11 protein-coding genes are annotated in these 15,103 nt (G+C 58.4%); 2 read left to right on the top strand and 9 right to left on the bottom strand.

What is annotated here, in order from left to right; genetic code table 11:
• Positions 1-226: 226 nt before the first annotated feature.
• The 4 genes from ompC to V8N38_RS08555 form a co-directional block, all read right to left on the bottom strand.
• On the bottom strand, positions 227-1,351 hold the full coding sequence (ompC, locus tag V8N38_RS08540; protein ID WP_060421783.1) for a porin OmpC: 1,125 nt from the start codon (positions 1,349-1,351) through the stop codon (positions 227-229).
• A gap of 301 nt (positions 1,352-1,652) precedes the next feature.
• Positions 1,653-3,053, bottom strand: coding sequence for an asparagine--tRNA ligase (asnS, locus tag V8N38_RS08545; protein WP_038874233.1), 1,401 nt, complete (start codon positions 3,051-3,053; stop codon positions 1,653-1,655).
• A 213-nt stretch (positions 3,054-3,266) separates the two neighbouring features.
• Entirely contained in the window at positions 3,267-4,472 is a 1,206-nt protein-coding gene (gene pncB / locus V8N38_RS08550; protein WP_060440274.1) for a nicotinate phosphoribosyltransferase, read from the bottom strand.
• A gap of 255 nt (positions 4,473-4,727) precedes the next feature.
• Positions 4,728-6,428 (bottom strand): GGDEF domain-containing protein, encoded by a 1,701-nt coding sequence (locus V8N38_RS08555; RefSeq protein ID WP_147839493.1) that lies wholly within the window; start codon positions 6,426-6,428, stop codon positions 4,728-4,730.
• 335 nt (positions 6,429-6,763) lie between these two features.
• Between V8N38_RS08555 and pepN the strand changes: the two genes are divergently transcribed.
• Complete coding sequence (gene pepN, locus V8N38_RS08560; protein WP_147839492.1) at positions 6,764-9,382, top strand: aminopeptidase N; 2,619 nt, start codon at positions 6,764-6,766, stop codon at positions 9,380-9,382.
• Between the two features lie 56 nt (positions 9,383-9,438).
• Here the strand turns inward: pepN and ssuB are convergent, their stop codons facing one another.
• From ssuB to ssuE, 5 genes are read right to left on the bottom strand one after another with little or no spacing between them, the layout of a single operon-like run.
• Positions 9,439-10,212, bottom strand: a complete 774-nt coding sequence (gene ssuB, locus V8N38_RS08565; protein WP_147839491.1) for an aliphatic sulfonates ABC transporter ATP-binding protein — start codon at positions 10,210-10,212, stop codon at positions 9,439-9,441.
• Positions 10,209-11,003, bottom strand: a complete 795-nt coding sequence (gene ssuC / locus V8N38_RS08570) for an aliphatic sulfonate ABC transporter permease SsuC (protein ID WP_060440270.1) — start codon at positions 11,001-11,003, stop codon at positions 10,209-10,211. The genes ssuB and ssuC overlap by 4 nt, the downstream gene beginning before the upstream one ends.
• Positions 11,004-11,014: 11 nt before the next feature.
• Positions 11,015-12,163 (bottom strand): FMNH2-dependent alkanesulfonate monooxygenase, encoded by a 1,149-nt coding sequence (gene ssuD / locus V8N38_RS08575; RefSeq protein WP_084826481.1) that lies wholly within the window; start codon positions 12,161-12,163, stop codon positions 11,015-11,017.
• A gap of 20 nt (positions 12,164-12,183) precedes the next feature.
• Complete coding sequence (locus V8N38_RS08580; protein ID WP_060440268.1) at positions 12,184-13,149, bottom strand: sulfonate ABC transporter substrate-binding protein; 966 nt, start codon at positions 13,147-13,149, stop codon at positions 12,184-12,186.
• A 24-nt stretch (positions 13,150-13,173) separates the two neighbouring features.
• Positions 13,174-13,752, bottom strand: a complete 579-nt coding sequence (ssuE, locus tag V8N38_RS08585; protein WP_060440267.1) for an NADPH-dependent FMN reductase — start codon at positions 13,750-13,752, stop codon at positions 13,174-13,176.
• A 258-nt stretch (positions 13,753-14,010) separates the two neighbouring features.
• Between ssuE and pyrD the strand changes: the two genes are divergently transcribed.
• Complete coding sequence (gene pyrD, locus V8N38_RS08590; RefSeq protein ID WP_019454516.1) at positions 14,011-15,021, top strand: quinone-dependent dihydroorotate dehydrogenase; 1,011 nt, start codon at positions 14,011-14,013, stop codon at positions 15,019-15,021.
• Positions 15,022-15,103: the final 82 nt, after the last annotated feature.

Consider the following 15,103-nt stretch of genomic DNA (forward strand, 5'->3'; position numbering starts at 1 on the left):
CGGAGTTAAGCAGACAGAAGCATCAGGGTAACGCCAGTTACCGGCTTTGCCAACCGTTTGCGACAAAAACACCGCGATCTTGCGAAGGGGGAGTATTAGGCAGAAAAAATGATGGGGAAGGAGAAATTGGCAGGATAAAAAGTTACCGGCTGACACAAACAAAAACAGGGCCGAGGCCCTGTTTTTTTAACTTAGCCGACGGTAAACCGCCGTTAAGCGAGACAACTTAGAACTGGTACACCAGACCAACAGCTACGATATCGTCAGTAGCGGTGCCGGTTGCTTTGGTGAACGCGTTGTCATCCAGCAGGTTGATTTTGTAATCAACGTAGGTGGACATGTTTTTGTTGAAGTAGTAAGTGGTACCAACAGAAACATATTTAACCAGATCCTGGTCAGAACCCGCGCCTGGGACGTTCAGGTTTTTACCTTTAGACTGCAGGTAAGACACTTCTGGACGCAGACCGAAGTCGAACTGGTACTGAGCAGTCACTTCGAAGTTCTGAGTTTTGCTGGCGAAGCCGCCGCATTTTTCAGAAGCAGCACAGGTGTTAGTGAAGTCACCGCCGCCGAATGGAGTCATGTTACGGGTTTCTGCATACATGGCCGCCAGGTAAACGTTGTTGGCGTCGTATTTCGCGCCCACGGTCCATGCGTCAGCCTTGTCGCCACGCTCGTTGGAACGCAGTTTCTGATCGTCGGTACGGTTGGAAGAAGCGTATGCAGCGCCGAAGCTTACGCCTTCGCCGATGTCATAAGTAGAGGAGATACCCCAGCCGTCGCCGTTCTGTTTCTTAACGTCACGACCGTCGTTCTGGTTCTTGCCCTGGTATTGCAGAGCAAAGTTCAGGCCGTCAACCAGACCGAAGAAGTTGTTGTTACGATAGGTCGCAACGCCGTTGGTACGGCCAGTCATGAAGTTGTCGGTGTAGGTGTAGGTATCGCCACCGAACTCTGGCAGCATATCGGTCCAGCCTTCCACGTCGTACAGTACGCCGTAGTTACGGCCGTAGTCGAAGGAGCCGTAGTCAGCGAATTTCAGACCGGCAAAGCCCAGACGGGTTTTGGTGCCTTCGGTGCCCTGAGACTCGGAGTGGTTGGACTGAACGTTGTATTCCCACTGGCCGTAACCGGTCAGTTGGTCAGTAATCTGAGTTTCACCTTTGAAGCCAAAACGAACATAGGTCTGATCGCCGTCATTACCTTTGTCTTTGGAGAAGTAGTGCAGACCGTCAACTTTGCCGTACAGATCCAGCTTGTTGCCGTCTTTGTTGTAGATTTCAGCTGCGTTTGCTGCACCAGCAGCCAACAGAGCCGGGATAACCACTGCAAGAATGTTGCGCTTCATCATTATTACCCTCATTGGTGTTATTCGGACACCTTTGCCACTGCCGCCAATAATTCTTTGGGAACTATTGTTGATAGATTGGTGTCGTCCTGTGTCTGAACGCAGTGTTCCATTCACAGGCGGGTTAATCTAGGACGAAAATGATACCAATGTCCCAATCAGGTTGCAAAAAGAAAGTATGTGTAACTAAATGTAATTTTTAGGGAACTTTGTGACGTGCGTCAATATTAAAAAATGCGAAAGGCCAGCGATGCTGGCCTTTGTTTTGTAACGAAATCGTTTAAAAAACGTTTGATCGTATAAATTAGAAGCTTGCGTTACGTGGCGTGCGCGGGAATGGAATCACATCGCGCACGTTTTGCACGCCGGTGACATAGGCGATTAAACGTTCAAAGCCCAGGCCGAAACCGGAATGCGGCACGGTGCCGTAGCGGCGCAGATCGCGATACCACCAGTAGTCTTCTTTATTCAGCCCCATCTCTTCCAGACGCTGATCGAGCACGTCGAGGCGTTCTTCACGCTGCGAGCCGCCGATGATTTCGCCGATGCCCGGTGCCAGAACGTCCATGGCCGCGACGGTTTTGCCGTCTTCGTTCATGCGCATATAGAACGCTTTGATGTCTTTCGGGTAGTTTTTCACCACCACCGGCGCCTGGAAGTGTTTCTCAGCCAGGTAACGTTCATGCTCGGAAGAGAGATCGATGCCCCAGGAAACCGGGTTTTCGAAGGTTTGGCCCGAGGCCAGCAGGATCTCGATGGCGTCGGTGTAGTCCACCTGCGCGAAATCGGAAGAAACGAAACGCTCCAGACGAGAGATTGCGTCTTTATCCACGCGCTCGGCGAAGAATTTCAGGTCATCGGCACGTTCATCCAGCACCGCCTGGAACACATACTTCAACATACTTTCGGCCAGGCCGGCAACGTCGTCCAGCGTCGCGAAGGCCACTTCCGGCTCGATCATCCAGAATTCCGCCAGGTGGCGGCTGGTGTTGGAGTTTTCGGCGCGGAAGGTTGGGCCGAAGGTGTAAACCTTGGACAGCGCACAGGCGTAGGTTTCGCCGTTCAGCTGTCCGGAAACGGTAAGGAAGGCTTCTTTACCGAAGAAGTCTTCGCTGAAGTCGACGGTGCCCTTGTCGGTGCGCGGCAGGTTTTCCAGATCCAGCGTGGACACGCGGAACATCTCGCCGGCGCCTTCGGTATCGGAAGCGGTGATCAGCGGGGTGGACACCCAGAAATAGCCGTTTTCATGGAAGAAGCGGTGGATCGCCTGCGCCAGGGTATGACGCACGCGCGCCACGGCGCCGATCAGGTTGGTGCGCGGGCGCAGGTGAGCCACTTCGCGCAGGTATTCGATGCTGTGGCGCTTGGCCGCCATCGGGTAGGTGTCTGGATCGTCGACCCAGCCGACCACTTTGATCGCGGTGGCCTGCAGTTCGAAGCTCTGGCCTTCGCCCGGTGAGGCGACGACCTTACCGGTCACTTCAACTGAGCAACCGGTGGTCAGGTGCAGTACTTCATCCTGATAATTCGGCAGAGAATTATTAACGACGGCCTGTAACGGATCAAAGCAGGAACCGTCATAGACGGCCAGGAAGGAGATACCAGCTTTTGAATCTCTCCGGGTACGTACCCAGCCGCGTACGGTGACTTCACTGTCAACCGCAGCACGACCTTGCAGTACGTCGACTACAGGCACTACGCTCATAGATTTCTCTCTTTAATAATTTGGTTTAGAAATAGCTTACAACCCAAGAATATGGGGGTAATGGCTATGTTACTTGCCGCGGTGCAGAGCACAAGCAGAAATCATCGGATTGGCGCAACATTTATCGCGGCTGGCTGAAAAGAGGGCGTTCGGGATAAAAACAAAAAAGCCGGCGCGTGAACCGGGCCGGCTTTCTCTCTATATAAAGAAGGATCAGCTGGCTTTCTTCACCAGCGGCAGATCGAAGGCTTTGCGCAGGGCCCTGACGAACGCCTGATCCTGACAAATGGTTTTGCCGGGGCTGTCGGAGAGCTTGGCCACCGGTTTGCCTTTGCACTCGACCAGTTTGATCACGATATTCAGCGGCTTGACGCCGGGAATATCGCAGGTCAGGCGCGTGCCGATGCCGAATCCGAGGTTGATGCGTTGATAGAAGTGGCGGTAGAGCGCCAGCGCTTTGTCCAGATCCAGGTTGTCCGAGAACACCAGCGTTTTGCTCATCGGGTCGATGCCCAGTTTCTCGTAGTGGGCAATGGCCTTTTCACCCCACTCGACGGGATCGCCCGAATCGTGGCGCAGCCCCTGATAACGCTCGGCGAACTGAGGGCCGAAGTCGCGCAGGAAGGCATCCATGGTGATGCAGTCGGTAAGCGCGATGCCAAGCTGGTCCGGGTATTCATCCAGCCAGGCTTGCAATGCGGCGCGCTGGCTGTTGGCCAGCACCGGGCTTATCTGCTGGTGCGCCTGGAACCATTCATGCGCCTGCGTGCCGACCGGCGCCAGGCCGAGCTGGTGAGCCAGATCGTAATTGCTGGTGCCCGACAGGTACGGGAATTCGGCCTGCAAGGTGCTGACGATGGCCTGCTGAACGCCCTGAGAGAAACGGCGACGAGTGCCGAAGTCCATCAGCTTGAAGCGCGAAAGGTCCAGATCGCCCGCCAGCGTCTTGAACTGCGCCAGCTTGGTCTGCAGATGTGCCACCGCCTGTTCCGGCGTCACCTGCGCAGAGCGGCGGCGATGCACCACTTCGCTGATCACCGCCAGCAGCGGCACTTCCCACATGATCACTTCGCGCCACGGCCCGGCGATGCGGATGTGCAGCTTGCCGTCGCGGTTCTCGACGATCACCTGCTGCGGATCGTAGCGGAACGTCCGCAGCCAGTTCAGATAATCCTGACGGAAGAAAGGCAGGCCCGAGAGATAAGCGAATTCGGCGTCGGTCAGTGCCAGCCGGCTCATCAGCGCCACCTGCGCGCGGATCTCGTCGGCATATTCGCCCAGCAGTTCGTCGCCGCGGCAGCGGAATTCCGCCGCCACGCTGATCGCGGGATAGCGATGGAACACTGCTTGCTGCATATGAAGCTTATAAGCATCGGTATCAAGCAGTGATGTCAAAATCGGGGAAGCGTATTGAGTCATAGCGCGTTACAGCATCCTCGTCAGGCGCGTGTCCAAATCCGGATAATCATAAAAGTGGGGGTGGAGTATACCCGGATTATCCTGTTATTGAAGCTGCATCACACCATAAATCACCAAAGCGGGTCGAGGATTAAACGTGCCTTTATGGCGGCCTAGCGGCGGCGGGGAAGAAAAAAAGCCAGATATGCCTGTAAGGTGAATGACTTAGCCTAATTAGTCATAAAAATTATAATGTTAATTATTTTAAACAGCGAATCAGATAAACCCGATCTGAGTGTGTACGCTGACCCGATCCTTGCCGTTCTTTTTGCAAAAATAGAGCGCTTCGTCCGCCTGTTTGATCGCCGCCTGCAGCGCGGTGAACGCGTTGACCGGCGCAATGCCGCAGCTGGTGGTGAAACGCACTTGCCGTCCGTCGGTCAGATTTAGCGTCAGGCGATGAGTACGGGTGCGCAATTGCTCCATGATGTCCCGCGCGTTGTCCAACGAACAGTTGCCCAGCAGCACCGCGAACTCTTCGCCGCCGTAGCGGCAGAAAATGTCGCTGGCGCGGAACGCGCGTTGCAGCAGGTGGCCGAATGCCACCAGCGCCTGGTCACCTACGTCGTGGCCATAGCTGTCGTTGAGCTGTTTGAAATTGTCGATATCGATCAGGCAAAAGGCCTGTGGATAGCTGCTGTCACCCAGCAGCTGGCATTCAAGGAAGAATTTACGGCGGTTATAAATATTGGTGAGCGGATCGAGGAAGGAAGAGGCCTCGAGCTCTTTAATCAACAGTTGCTTCTCACTTTCCAGCGAGACCTTGTCCAGCTGGTATTGCCTGAGCTGCTGAATGGCGTCGCTGATGGCGATCAGTTCCCGGCTGTAGAAAGCGTCGTTGCGATCGATATTCATCTCGCCGCGGGACAGCCGAACGATATTGTTGTGAGTCTTGGTCAGCCAACGGTTGATGTTGGTGCAGAACACCAGCGCCGGCAAAATGAACAGCAACACCACCAGGCCGGCGAGCGCGATCATGCCGTAAATGGTGGTCTGGCTATCGTAAATTTTGTGACGCGAAGCGACGGTTTCCAGCTCGAAGCTGCGTTGATACAGCGCCTGCGAAAGCCCGCTCAGCTCGTCGACATAGCGCGAAATAAGCGCTGCGGGATAGGGTTTTTGAGTATTGATGGCGGTGTATAACCCATCGGTGATCAGCTTGAGACGTTCGGCCGACACCAGGGTGAGCAACTGATTGACGAGCTCGGTGGTTTGCACGTCGTCGTAGTTGATCTTCATGAAGATCAATCGGGTGCTCAGCGCGTTCAGCACGCCGGTCAACTGAATGGACTTCAGGTAGGCGTCTTTGCGATCGAGCGGGTTGACGTTGACGTCGATAATCTGATCGCTTAACTCCGTCAGTGACATATTCAGCCGGTTGTTGAGGCGAATGGCCTCGAGAAACATAAAGGAATCGGTATCCACCATCCGGGTATCGTAGGTGTAGCGGTAATAGCTCTTGCTGGTTTGCGAGATGTAATAGGCGCTGTTGATGTTGAACAAATTGGCATTGGCGTTGTTGACCTGCGAAAGCTGCAGGTTGTCGTTATCCAACAGCTGTTCCATCAGGCCGATCATCGACAGCGCGGCGATTTTTTGCCGCACCCCGAGCTGCCTGGCGACCGGATCGTTCAGATGCTCGCGGATCCGGGCAATTTTCTCACGCGCCACCCGATCGGCGGCCAAACATTGCGCGCGGGTGATTTGCGGATCGATCAGGCTCAATCGTTTGAGGCGGTGAGCCTGCAGCGAAGCCTGGAAGGCCTCGGAGATTTCTTTGGCGCGATCGATCTTATACAGGTTGAGCTGGTTATCGCGGTAGTCGGTATGGGCTTCGAGCAGCTCCTCGACGATGAACAGCGAGAAGGAGGTCATCAGGCACAGGGTAAAAAAATAGATTGCGTATTTGATTTTCATAGTGCGAGTCATCCCTGGGCCTGATTCGGCAATTATACCACTATGCCACCTGTGCCGCCTCAACTATGCCGGCGCGCCCGGACGGCGGTTTTTTAGCATTAAATGCTGATTTCTATTTAGCCATTGGTCACCCGCGCTGTCGTCTGGCGGGCGATTTATGATTTGCCTCTGATTTCTCTCTCGTGGTCGCCCGGCGGCTCTGGGCTTTTCGGCCAGCTGTGATACAGTTTATTCACAATCAGGTCCGCCGTGCGCCGCAGGGGAACACACCGGCTGCGGCGCGGAGGAGAAGAGCGACCTGCACCTATAACTCACTGAGACGTTTAAGGGTTTTTATGACACAACAGCCACAGGCAAAATATCGCCACGATTATCGCGCGCCTGATTACACCACGACCGATATCGATTTGGACTTCAGTCTGGACGCGGAAACCACGCGCGTGACCGCCGTCAGTAAAATCAAACGTCAGGGCACGGCCGGCGCCCCGCTGGTGCTGGATGGCGAAGATCTGACGCTGGTGAGCATTCAGGTCGACGGTCAACCGTGGAGCGCCTATCGTCAGCAGGATAACCAGCTGATCATCGAAGAGTTGCCGGCACAATTCACTCTTACCATCGTCAACGACATTCACCCGGCGAAAAACACCGCCCTGGAAGGGCTGTACCTGTCCGGCGATGCGCTGTGCACGCAATGCGAAGCCGAAGGCTTCCACCACATTACCTATTATCAGGACCGCCCGGATGTGCTGGCACGCTTTACTACCCGTATCGTGGCCGACAAGGCGCGCTATCCGTTCCTGCTGTCGAACGGCAACCGCATCGGCCAGGGCGAATTGGCCGAAGGCCGCCACTGGGTGCAATGGCAGGATCCGTTCCCGAAACCTTGCTACCTGTTCGCGCTGGTAGCGGGGGACTTCGACGTGCTGCGCGACAGCTTCACCACCCGCTCCGGCCGTAAGGTCGCGCTGGAGCTGTTCGTCGATCGCGGCAACCTGGATCGCGCCGACTGGGCGATGACGTCGCTGAAGAACTCGATGAAGTGGGACGAGACCCGCTTCGGCCTGGAATACGATCTCGACATTTATATGATTGTGGCGGTCGATTTCTTCAATATGGGCGCGATGGAGAACAAAGGGTTAAATATCTTTAACTCCAAATATGTGCTGGCGAAGGCGGAAACCGCCACCGACAAGGACTACCTGAATATTGAAGCGGTGATCGGCCACGAATACTTCCACAACTGGACCGGTAACCGCGTGACCTGCCGCGACTGGTTCCAGCTCAGCCTGAAAGAGGGGCTGACGGTGTTCCGCGATCAGGAGTTCAGTTCCGATCTGGGATCGCGCTCGGTCAACCGCATCGATAATGTGCGCGTGATGCGCGGCGCGCAGTTCGCCGAAGACGCCAGCCCGATGGCGCACGCCATCCGCCCGGACAAAGTGATCGAGATGAACAACTTCTACACCCTGACGGTGTATGAAAAGGGTTCCGAAGTGATCCGCATGATGCACACCTTGCTGGGGGAAGCGAACTTCCAGAAAGGGATGCAGCTCTATTTCGAACGCCACGACGGCAGCGCCGCCACCTGCGACGATTTCGTGCAGGCGATGGAGGATGCGTCCAACGTCGATCTCTCGCGCTTCCGCCGTTGGTATAGCCAGTCCGGCACGCCGCTGTTGACGGTACGCGACGAATACGACGCACAAACCCAGCAGTATCGCCTGCATGTCAGCCAGAAAACCGCGCCAACCGCCGATCAGCCGGAGAAGTTGCCGCTGCATATCCCGCTGGATATCGAACTGTACGACAGCGAAGGCAACGTCATTCCACTGCAAAAGGGCGGTCTGCCGGTCAACAACGTGCTGAACGTCACCGAAGCGGAGCAGACCTTCGTGTTCGACGGCGTGGCGCACAAGCCGGTGCCGTCGCTGCTGCGCGAATTCTCCGCGCCGGTGAAGCTGGACTATCCGTACAGCGACCAGCAGCTGACCTTCCTGATGCAGCACGCGCGCAATGAATTTGCGCGCTGGGATGCGGCGCAGAGCCTGCTGGCGACCTATATCAAGCTGAACGTGGCGCGGCACCAGCAGAAGCAGCCGTTGTCGCTGCCGCTGCACGTGGCCGATGCGTTCCGCGCGGTGCTGCTGGACGAAAAACTGGATCCGGCGCTGGCGGCGCAGATCCTGACGCTGCCGTCGGAGAACGAAATCGCCGAGCTGTTCGCCACCATCGATCCGGAAGCGATCGCTGCGGTGCACGAAGCGATAGTACGCTGCCTGGCGCGTGAGTTGGCCGATGAGTGGCTGGCGGTGTATCACGCCAACAAGACCGACGGCTACCGCGTGGAGCACGCCGAGATCGCCAAGCGCGCCTTGCGCAATGTTTGCCTGGGCTACCTGGCGTTCGGCGAAGATGTGGCGCTGGCGGATCAGCTGGTGAGCGAACAGTATCGCCAGGCGGATAACATGACCGATTCGTTGGCGGCGCTGTCCGCCGCGGTCGCGGCCCAGCTGCCGTGCCGCGATGCGCTGCTGGCGGCGTTCGACGAGCGCTGGCATCAGGATGGCCTGGTGATGGACAAATGGTTCGTGCTGCAGGGCAGCAGCCCGGCGGCAGACGTGCTGAGCAAGGTGCGTGCGCTGTTGCAACACCGCTCGTTCAGCCTGAGCAACCCGAATCGCACCCGCTCGTTGATCGGCGGCTTCGCTTCCGGTAACCCGGCGGCGTTCCATGCGGCGGATGGCAGCGGCTATCAGTTCCTGGCGGAGATCCTCAGCGATCTCAACCAGCGTAACCCGCAGATCGCCGCGCGCCTGATTGAACCGCTGATTCGCCTGAAGCGTTACGACGCGGGCCGCCAGGCGCTGATGCGCAAGGCGCTGGAACAGTTGAAAGGGTTGGAAAACCTGTCCGGCGATCTGTACGAGAAGATCAGCAAGGCGCTCGACGCCTGATTTTTTCACGCTGAATAGATCAAGGGACGGCTTTTGCCGTCCCTTTTTTTATCCGTTCAATTCGCCGCCTGGCGCGGGCTGGCCCCGGTAGCCGGCGGCGATAATACCCGTTCCAGCACTTCGGCTTCCAGTTCCGCCAGCCGGGCCGAGCCTTTGCGGCGCGGCCGCGGCAGATCGAGGGAGAGATCCAGCCCGATGCGCCCCTCTTCGATCAGGATCACCCGATCCGCCAGCGCGATGGCTTCGCTGACGTCGTGCGTGACCAACAGCACGGTAAAACCGTGCTGTTGCCACAGCGTTTCTATCAGCCCCTGCATCTCGATGCGCGTCAGGGCATCCAGCGCCCCGAGCGGTTCGTCCAACAGCAGCAGGCGAGGGCGGTGGATCAGCGCGCGCGCCAGGGCGACCCGTTGTTTTTGCCCGCCGGACAGCGCCGCCGGCCAGTCGCGGGCGCGATCCGCCAAGCCGACCGCGTCCAGCGCCTGCAGCGCCGCATCGCGCCACTGGCCGCGCAGCCCCAGCCCCACGTTGTCGATCACCGTTTTCCACGGCAGCAGGCGCGCATCCTGAAACATCAGCCGGGTATCCTCTTTAACGGCGGCAAGCGGCGCGTTGCCGCTGAGCAGCACGCCGCTGCTGGCCTGTTCTAGGCCGGCCAGCAGGCGCAGCAGGGTGCTTTTGCCGCAGCCGCTGCGACCGACCACCGCCACGAACTGCCCGGCGGAGATGTGCAGCTGAATAGTGTCCAGCACCGTGCGGTTGCCGTAACCTTTGCCGATGGACTCCAGCGTCACCGGCGTGCCTTGCGCAAGGCGAGCGGGAAGGGTCATAGCGCTTCTCCCTGTTTCAGTTGATAGGCCGGATGCCAGCGCAACCAGACGCGCTCCAGCAGCTGCGCGCCCACGTCCGCCAGCTTGCCGAGCAGGGCGTACAGCACGATGGCCACCACCACCACATCGGTTTGCAGAAATTCACGCGCGTTCATCGCCAGATAGCCGATGCCCGAATTGGCCGAGATGGTTTCGGCGACGATCAGCGTCAGCCACATGAAGCCAAGAGCGAAACGCACGCCGACCATAATCGACGGCAGCGCGCCCGGCAGCACCACCTGTGTAAACAGGCGGAAACCGCTCAGGCCGTAGCTGCGGGCCATCTCCAACAGGCCGCGATCGATGTTTTTGATGCCGTGGTAGGTATTGAGATAAATCGGGAACAGCGTACCGAGCGCCACCAGAAAGATCTTGGCGGATTCATCGATGCCGAACCACAGGATCACCAACGGGATCAGCGCCAGGTGCGGCACGTTGCGGATCATTTGCACCGAGCTGTCCAGCAGGCGTTCGCCCCAGCGCGACAGCCCGGTAATAAAGCCGAGGGTAAGCCCGATGCTGCCGCCGATGGCAAAGCCGATCAACGCGCGCTGGCTGCTGATGCTCAGATGCTGCCACAGTTCGCCGCTTTGGCTCAGGCTCCAGAAGGCGGCCAGCACTGCGCTCGGCGCCGGTAAAATGCGGTTGGACAGCCAGCCGGTTTCGACAGCGATCTGCCAGAGGATCACCAGCGCCAGCGGCAGCGCCCAGGGGGCCAGCCGATACAGGATGCGTTGCGCGTTCTTTGCCATCGGGGCGCTCCTCAGCTCTGCGACACTTTTTGCGGAACATAGATGTTGGCCACCACTTCGCCCTGCGGGCGCACCGGCTGAAGGCGCGCGGGCGTTTCCTCCTGCGCCAGATCGAGGTGCGGGAACAGCAGTTCGCCGACGCGGTAGGCCTCTTCCAGATGCGGATAGCCGGAGAGAATAAAGGTGTCGATGCCCAGATCGGCATATTCCTGCATGCGCGCCGCGACCGTCGGGCCGTCTCCCACCAGCGCGGTGCCGGCGCCGCCGCGCACCAGGCCGATGCCGGCCCACAGGTTCGGGCTGATCTCCAGGTTATCCTTTTTGCCGCCGTGTAGCGCCGCCATGCGCCGTTGGCCGACGGAGTCGAAACGCGCAAAGGCCTGCTGCGCGTTAGCGATGGTTTCCTCATCGAGGTGCGCGATCAGCCGGTCGGCGGCGCGCCAGGCCTCTTCGGTGGTTTCACGCACGATGACATGCAGGCGGATACCGAAGCGTACCTGGCGGCCTTTCGCCGCTGCTTTGGCGCGCACCTCTTCGATCTTCTCTTTAACCTGCGCCGGCGGCTCTCCCCAGGTGAGATACAGTTCTACCTGTTCGGCGGCCAGATCCTGCGCGGCGGCGGAGGATCCGCCGAAATAGAGCGGCGGGCGCGGCTGCTGCACCGGCGGGTACAGCAGTTTGGCGCCTTTCACCTGAATATGCTTGCCGTCGAAATCGACGGTTTCGCCTTCCAGCACCCGGCGCCAGATATGGGTGAACTCGGTTGAGGCTTCGTAGCGCTCTTCATGGCTCAGGTGCAGCCCCTCGGCCGCCAGCTCTTCCGGATCGCCGCCGGTGACCAGATTGAACAGCGCACGCCCATTGGACAGGCGATCCAGCGTCGCCGCCTGGCGCGCCGCCAGCGTAGGGGAGATGATGCCCGGCCGCAGCGCGACCAAAAACTTCAGCCGCTGGGTGACCGGGATCAGCGAGGCGGCCACCAGCCAGGAGTCTTCGCACGAGCGGCCGGTGGGGATCAGTACCCCACCGAATCCCAGCCGATCCGCCGCCTGGGCGATCTGCTGCAAATAACCGTGATCGACGCTGCGCGCGCCCTGTGCGCTGCCAAGATAGTGGCCGTCGCCGTGGGTGGGTAAAAACCAGAAAACGTTCAGGCTCATCGTTAATCTTCTCCCATGAGTTATTGTGCGCTTGGGCGCCAGATGCGTTGCGAGATGTCAACCTTCACCGGCACCAGCCGGTTGGCGTAAAACAGGTCGGCGGTTTGCTGCTGCGCGGCGATCGTCCGCGCATCGAGCGGTGTGATGGCGGTCGGCGGGCGGTGATCCAGATAGCTGGCGATCACCGGTTCCGGCAGCCCCATGGCGTTAGCCAGCAGGGTCACGCTTTGCGCCCGGTCGCTGCGGGTGAGCGCATCGGCCTGGGTCAGCACCGTCAAGACCTGGCTGATAAAGGCGCCGTTGGCTTCGACATAGGGGCGCGCCGCCAGATAGAAGGAACCGGTCTGGTTCAGATCGGTGCCGTCGCCGAGCACTCGCACGCCGCCCTGCAGCAGCGCGGCGGAATAGTAAGGATCCCAAATGGCCCAGGCGTCGACGTTGCCCTGCTGGAAGGCGGCGCGCGCATCGGCGGGCGTCAGATAGGCGGGCTGGATATCGGTGAACTGCAGGCCGGCCTTTTGCAGCGATCGCAGCAGCAGGTTGTGCGAGCTGGAGCCTTTCTGGAAGGCGACCTTATGGCCTTTCAGGTCGGCGACGGTTTTGATCGGGCTATTTTCCGGCACCAGGATCACTTCCGCCTTGGGTTTGGGCGGCTCAACGCCGACATACAGCAGGTCAGCGCCGGCAGCCTGCGCGAAAATCGGCGGAATATCGCCGGTGCTGCCCAGATCGATGCTGCCGACGTTCAAGGCCTCCAGCATCTGCGGGCCGGCGGGAAACTCGATCCAGCTGATGCGGGTGGCGGGGAAACGTTCCTCCAGCAGCCGGTGGCTCTTCGCCAGCACCAGGCTGACCGACCCTTTTTGGTAGCCGATGCGGAACTGCGCCGGATCCTGCGCAGCGGCGGCATTGGCCCAGACCAGCGACAGCAGGCCGGTGAGGGTGGCGGCGCTCAGCCAGCGCCGTAAAGCGATGCGTTCTTTCATTCAGGCTCTCCTTTTCCAGGCCTTTCAGGCGGTCTGACGCGCCGCCAGCGGCGAGGCGACGCGCAGCGCGGGCGGTTTGCGGCGGCCAAGCGCCAGATAAAAACTGGCTAACGCCTCTTCCAGCCGGGTAGCGACGGCGTCGGTGAGCGTGGCGCCTTCACCGGTCAGTTGGACCTGGCTGTCGTCGGCGAATACGCCGTGCAGCACTTCCTGCGCTTTCAGCGCTGCCAGCACCGGTTTGAGCGCATAGTCCACCGCCAGCATGTGGCCGATCGAACCGCCGGTTGCCAGCGGCAGCACTACCTTATGATCCAGAGCGCGTTCCGGCAGCAGATCCAGCAAGGTCTTCAGCGCGCCGGAAAACGACGCTTTATAAACCGGCGTGGAAATCAGCAGGCCGTCGGCCTGCGCCAGCTGGTCGGCAAACGCCTTGATCGCCGGGCTGTTGAAGTTGGCATACAGCAGGTCTTCGGCATCGAAGTCGTGCAGGGTATAAGCCGTCACTTCCACCCCTTGCTGCCGCAGCCAGTTCTGGCTCAGCGCGAGCAGTGCGGCGGAACGTGATGGGATGCGTGGGCTGCCGGCCAGTGATATAACGCGCATTGCCACTCCTTATAACTAAAAGTTAGGTTTAATTAGAAAATCAACAGGAAGTGTTTTAAACCTACCAGCAATCGGGCGCGTTTTTTAAATCTCATTTTTTGATTTCGATATGCGCAAAAGCGGATTGGCGCCGATTTGGCGGCGAAGCGGGAAAACGGTTGCGTAAAAACGGCTTTTTTTGCCTTTAATCAATTCCAATTGGGCGGGGGATACCGGATAATACGCCCCCGGTTTGCAACCGGGAAATCAGGAGAGTCCATGTACTACCCCCTCATCAGGAAAGCGTTGTTCCAGCTCGATCCGGAACGTGCGCACGAAGTGACCTTTCGTCAGCTCAGCCGTATTACCGGCACCCCATTAGCGTTTCTTGTTCGCCAGTCCGTGCCGACCAAACCGGTCAGCTGCATGGGGCTGTCGTTTAAAAACCCGCTGGGATTGGCCGCCGGTCTGGATAAAAACGGCGAGTGCATCGATGCGTTCGGCGCGATGGGCTTCGGCCATGTGGAAGTCGGCACCGTGACGCCGCGCCCGCAACCGGGCAACGACAAGCCGCGCTTGTTCCGCGTGGTCGAGGCGGAAGGCCTGATCAACCGCATGGGGTTCAATAACCATGGCGTGGACAATCTGGTTGAAAACGTTAAGAAATCCCATTTCGGCGGCATTCTTGGGATCAATATCGGCAAGAATAAAGACACCCCGGTCGAACAGGGCAAAGACGATTATTTGATCTGCATGGATAAAGTTTATCCGTATGCCGGTTATATCGCGATTAACATCTCGTCACCGAATACGCCGGGGTTACGATCCTTACAGTATGGCGAAGCGCTGGACGATCTTTTGGCGGCGATTAAAAATAAGCAGCAGGAATTACATGCGCGCCATCACAAATATGTGCCGGTGGCGGTAAAGATCGCGCCGGATCTTTCAGAAGAAGAATTGATCCAAATTGCCGATAGCCTGGTGCGGCATAATATCGATGGCGTGATCGCCACCAATACCACGTTGGATCGAAAATTGATCCAGGGGCTGAATTACTGCGAACAAGCGGGCGGGTTAAGTGGGCGTCCGTTGCAATCACGCAGCACCGAAGTGATCCGTCGTCTCTCCACCGAACTGCAAGGGCGCCTGCCGATTATCGGCGTGGGCGGCATCGATTCGCTGACGGCGGCGCGCGAAAAAATGGAGGCCGGCGCGAGCCTGCTGCAAATTTATTCCGGATTTATCTATCATGGCCCACGTTTGATTAAAGATATCGTTACCCATATCTAATATTTTTCCTCTCATTTTATTCCGGGGGTTTATTTCTGCCCCCGGCTCGTCTATATTTTGTTCGTTAGCATAAATATCGTTC

The sequence above is a fragment of the Serratia nevei genome, assembly GCF_037948395.1.
GTDB classification, from domain to species: Bacteria; Pseudomonadota; Gammaproteobacteria; order Enterobacterales; family Enterobacteriaceae; genus Serratia; species Serratia nevei.

What these genes read in the sequence shown, in the direction of transcription:
- asnS (WP_038874233.1), bottom strand. Translation starts at nt 3,053, where the DNA reads ATGAGCGTAGTGCCTGTAGTCGACGTACTGCAAGGTCGTGCTGCGGTT.
- pncB (WP_060440274.1), bottom strand. Translation starts at nt 4,472, where the DNA reads ATGACTCAATACGCTTCCCCGATTTTGACATCACTGCTTGATACCGAT.
- ssuE (WP_060440267.1), bottom strand. Translation starts at nt 13,752, where the DNA reads ATGCGCGTTATATCACTGGCCGGCAGCCCACGCATCCCATCACGTTCC.
- ssuB (WP_147839491.1), bottom strand. Translation starts at nt 10,212, where the DNA reads ATGACCCTTCCCGCTCGCCTTGCGCAAGGCACGCCGGTGACGCTGGAG.
- V8N38_RS08555 (WP_147839493.1), bottom strand. Translation starts at nt 6,428, where the DNA reads ATGAAAATCAAATACGCAATCTATTTTTTTACCCTGTGCCTGATGACC.
- ssuD (WP_084826481.1), bottom strand. Translation starts at nt 12,163, where the DNA reads ATGAGCCTGAACGTTTTCTGGTTTTTACCCACCCACGGCGACGGCCAC.
- V8N38_RS08580 (WP_060440268.1), bottom strand. Translation starts at nt 13,149, where the DNA reads ATGAAAGAACGCATCGCTTTACGGCGCTGGCTGAGCGCCGCCACCCTC.
- pyrD (WP_019454516.1), top strand. Translation starts at nt 14,011, where the DNA reads ATGTACTACCCCCTCATCAGGAAAGCGTTGTTCCAGCTCGATCCGGAA.
- pepN (WP_147839492.1), top strand. Translation starts at nt 6,764, where the DNA reads ATGACACAACAGCCACAGGCAAAATATCGCCACGATTATCGCGCGCCT.
- ssuC (WP_060440270.1), bottom strand. Translation starts at nt 11,003, where the DNA reads ATGGCAAAGAACGCGCAACGCATCCTGTATCGGCTGGCCCCCTGGGCG.
- ompC (WP_060421783.1), bottom strand. Translation starts at nt 1,351, where the DNA reads ATGATGAAGCGCAACATTCTTGCAGTGGTTATCCCGGCTCTGTTGGCT.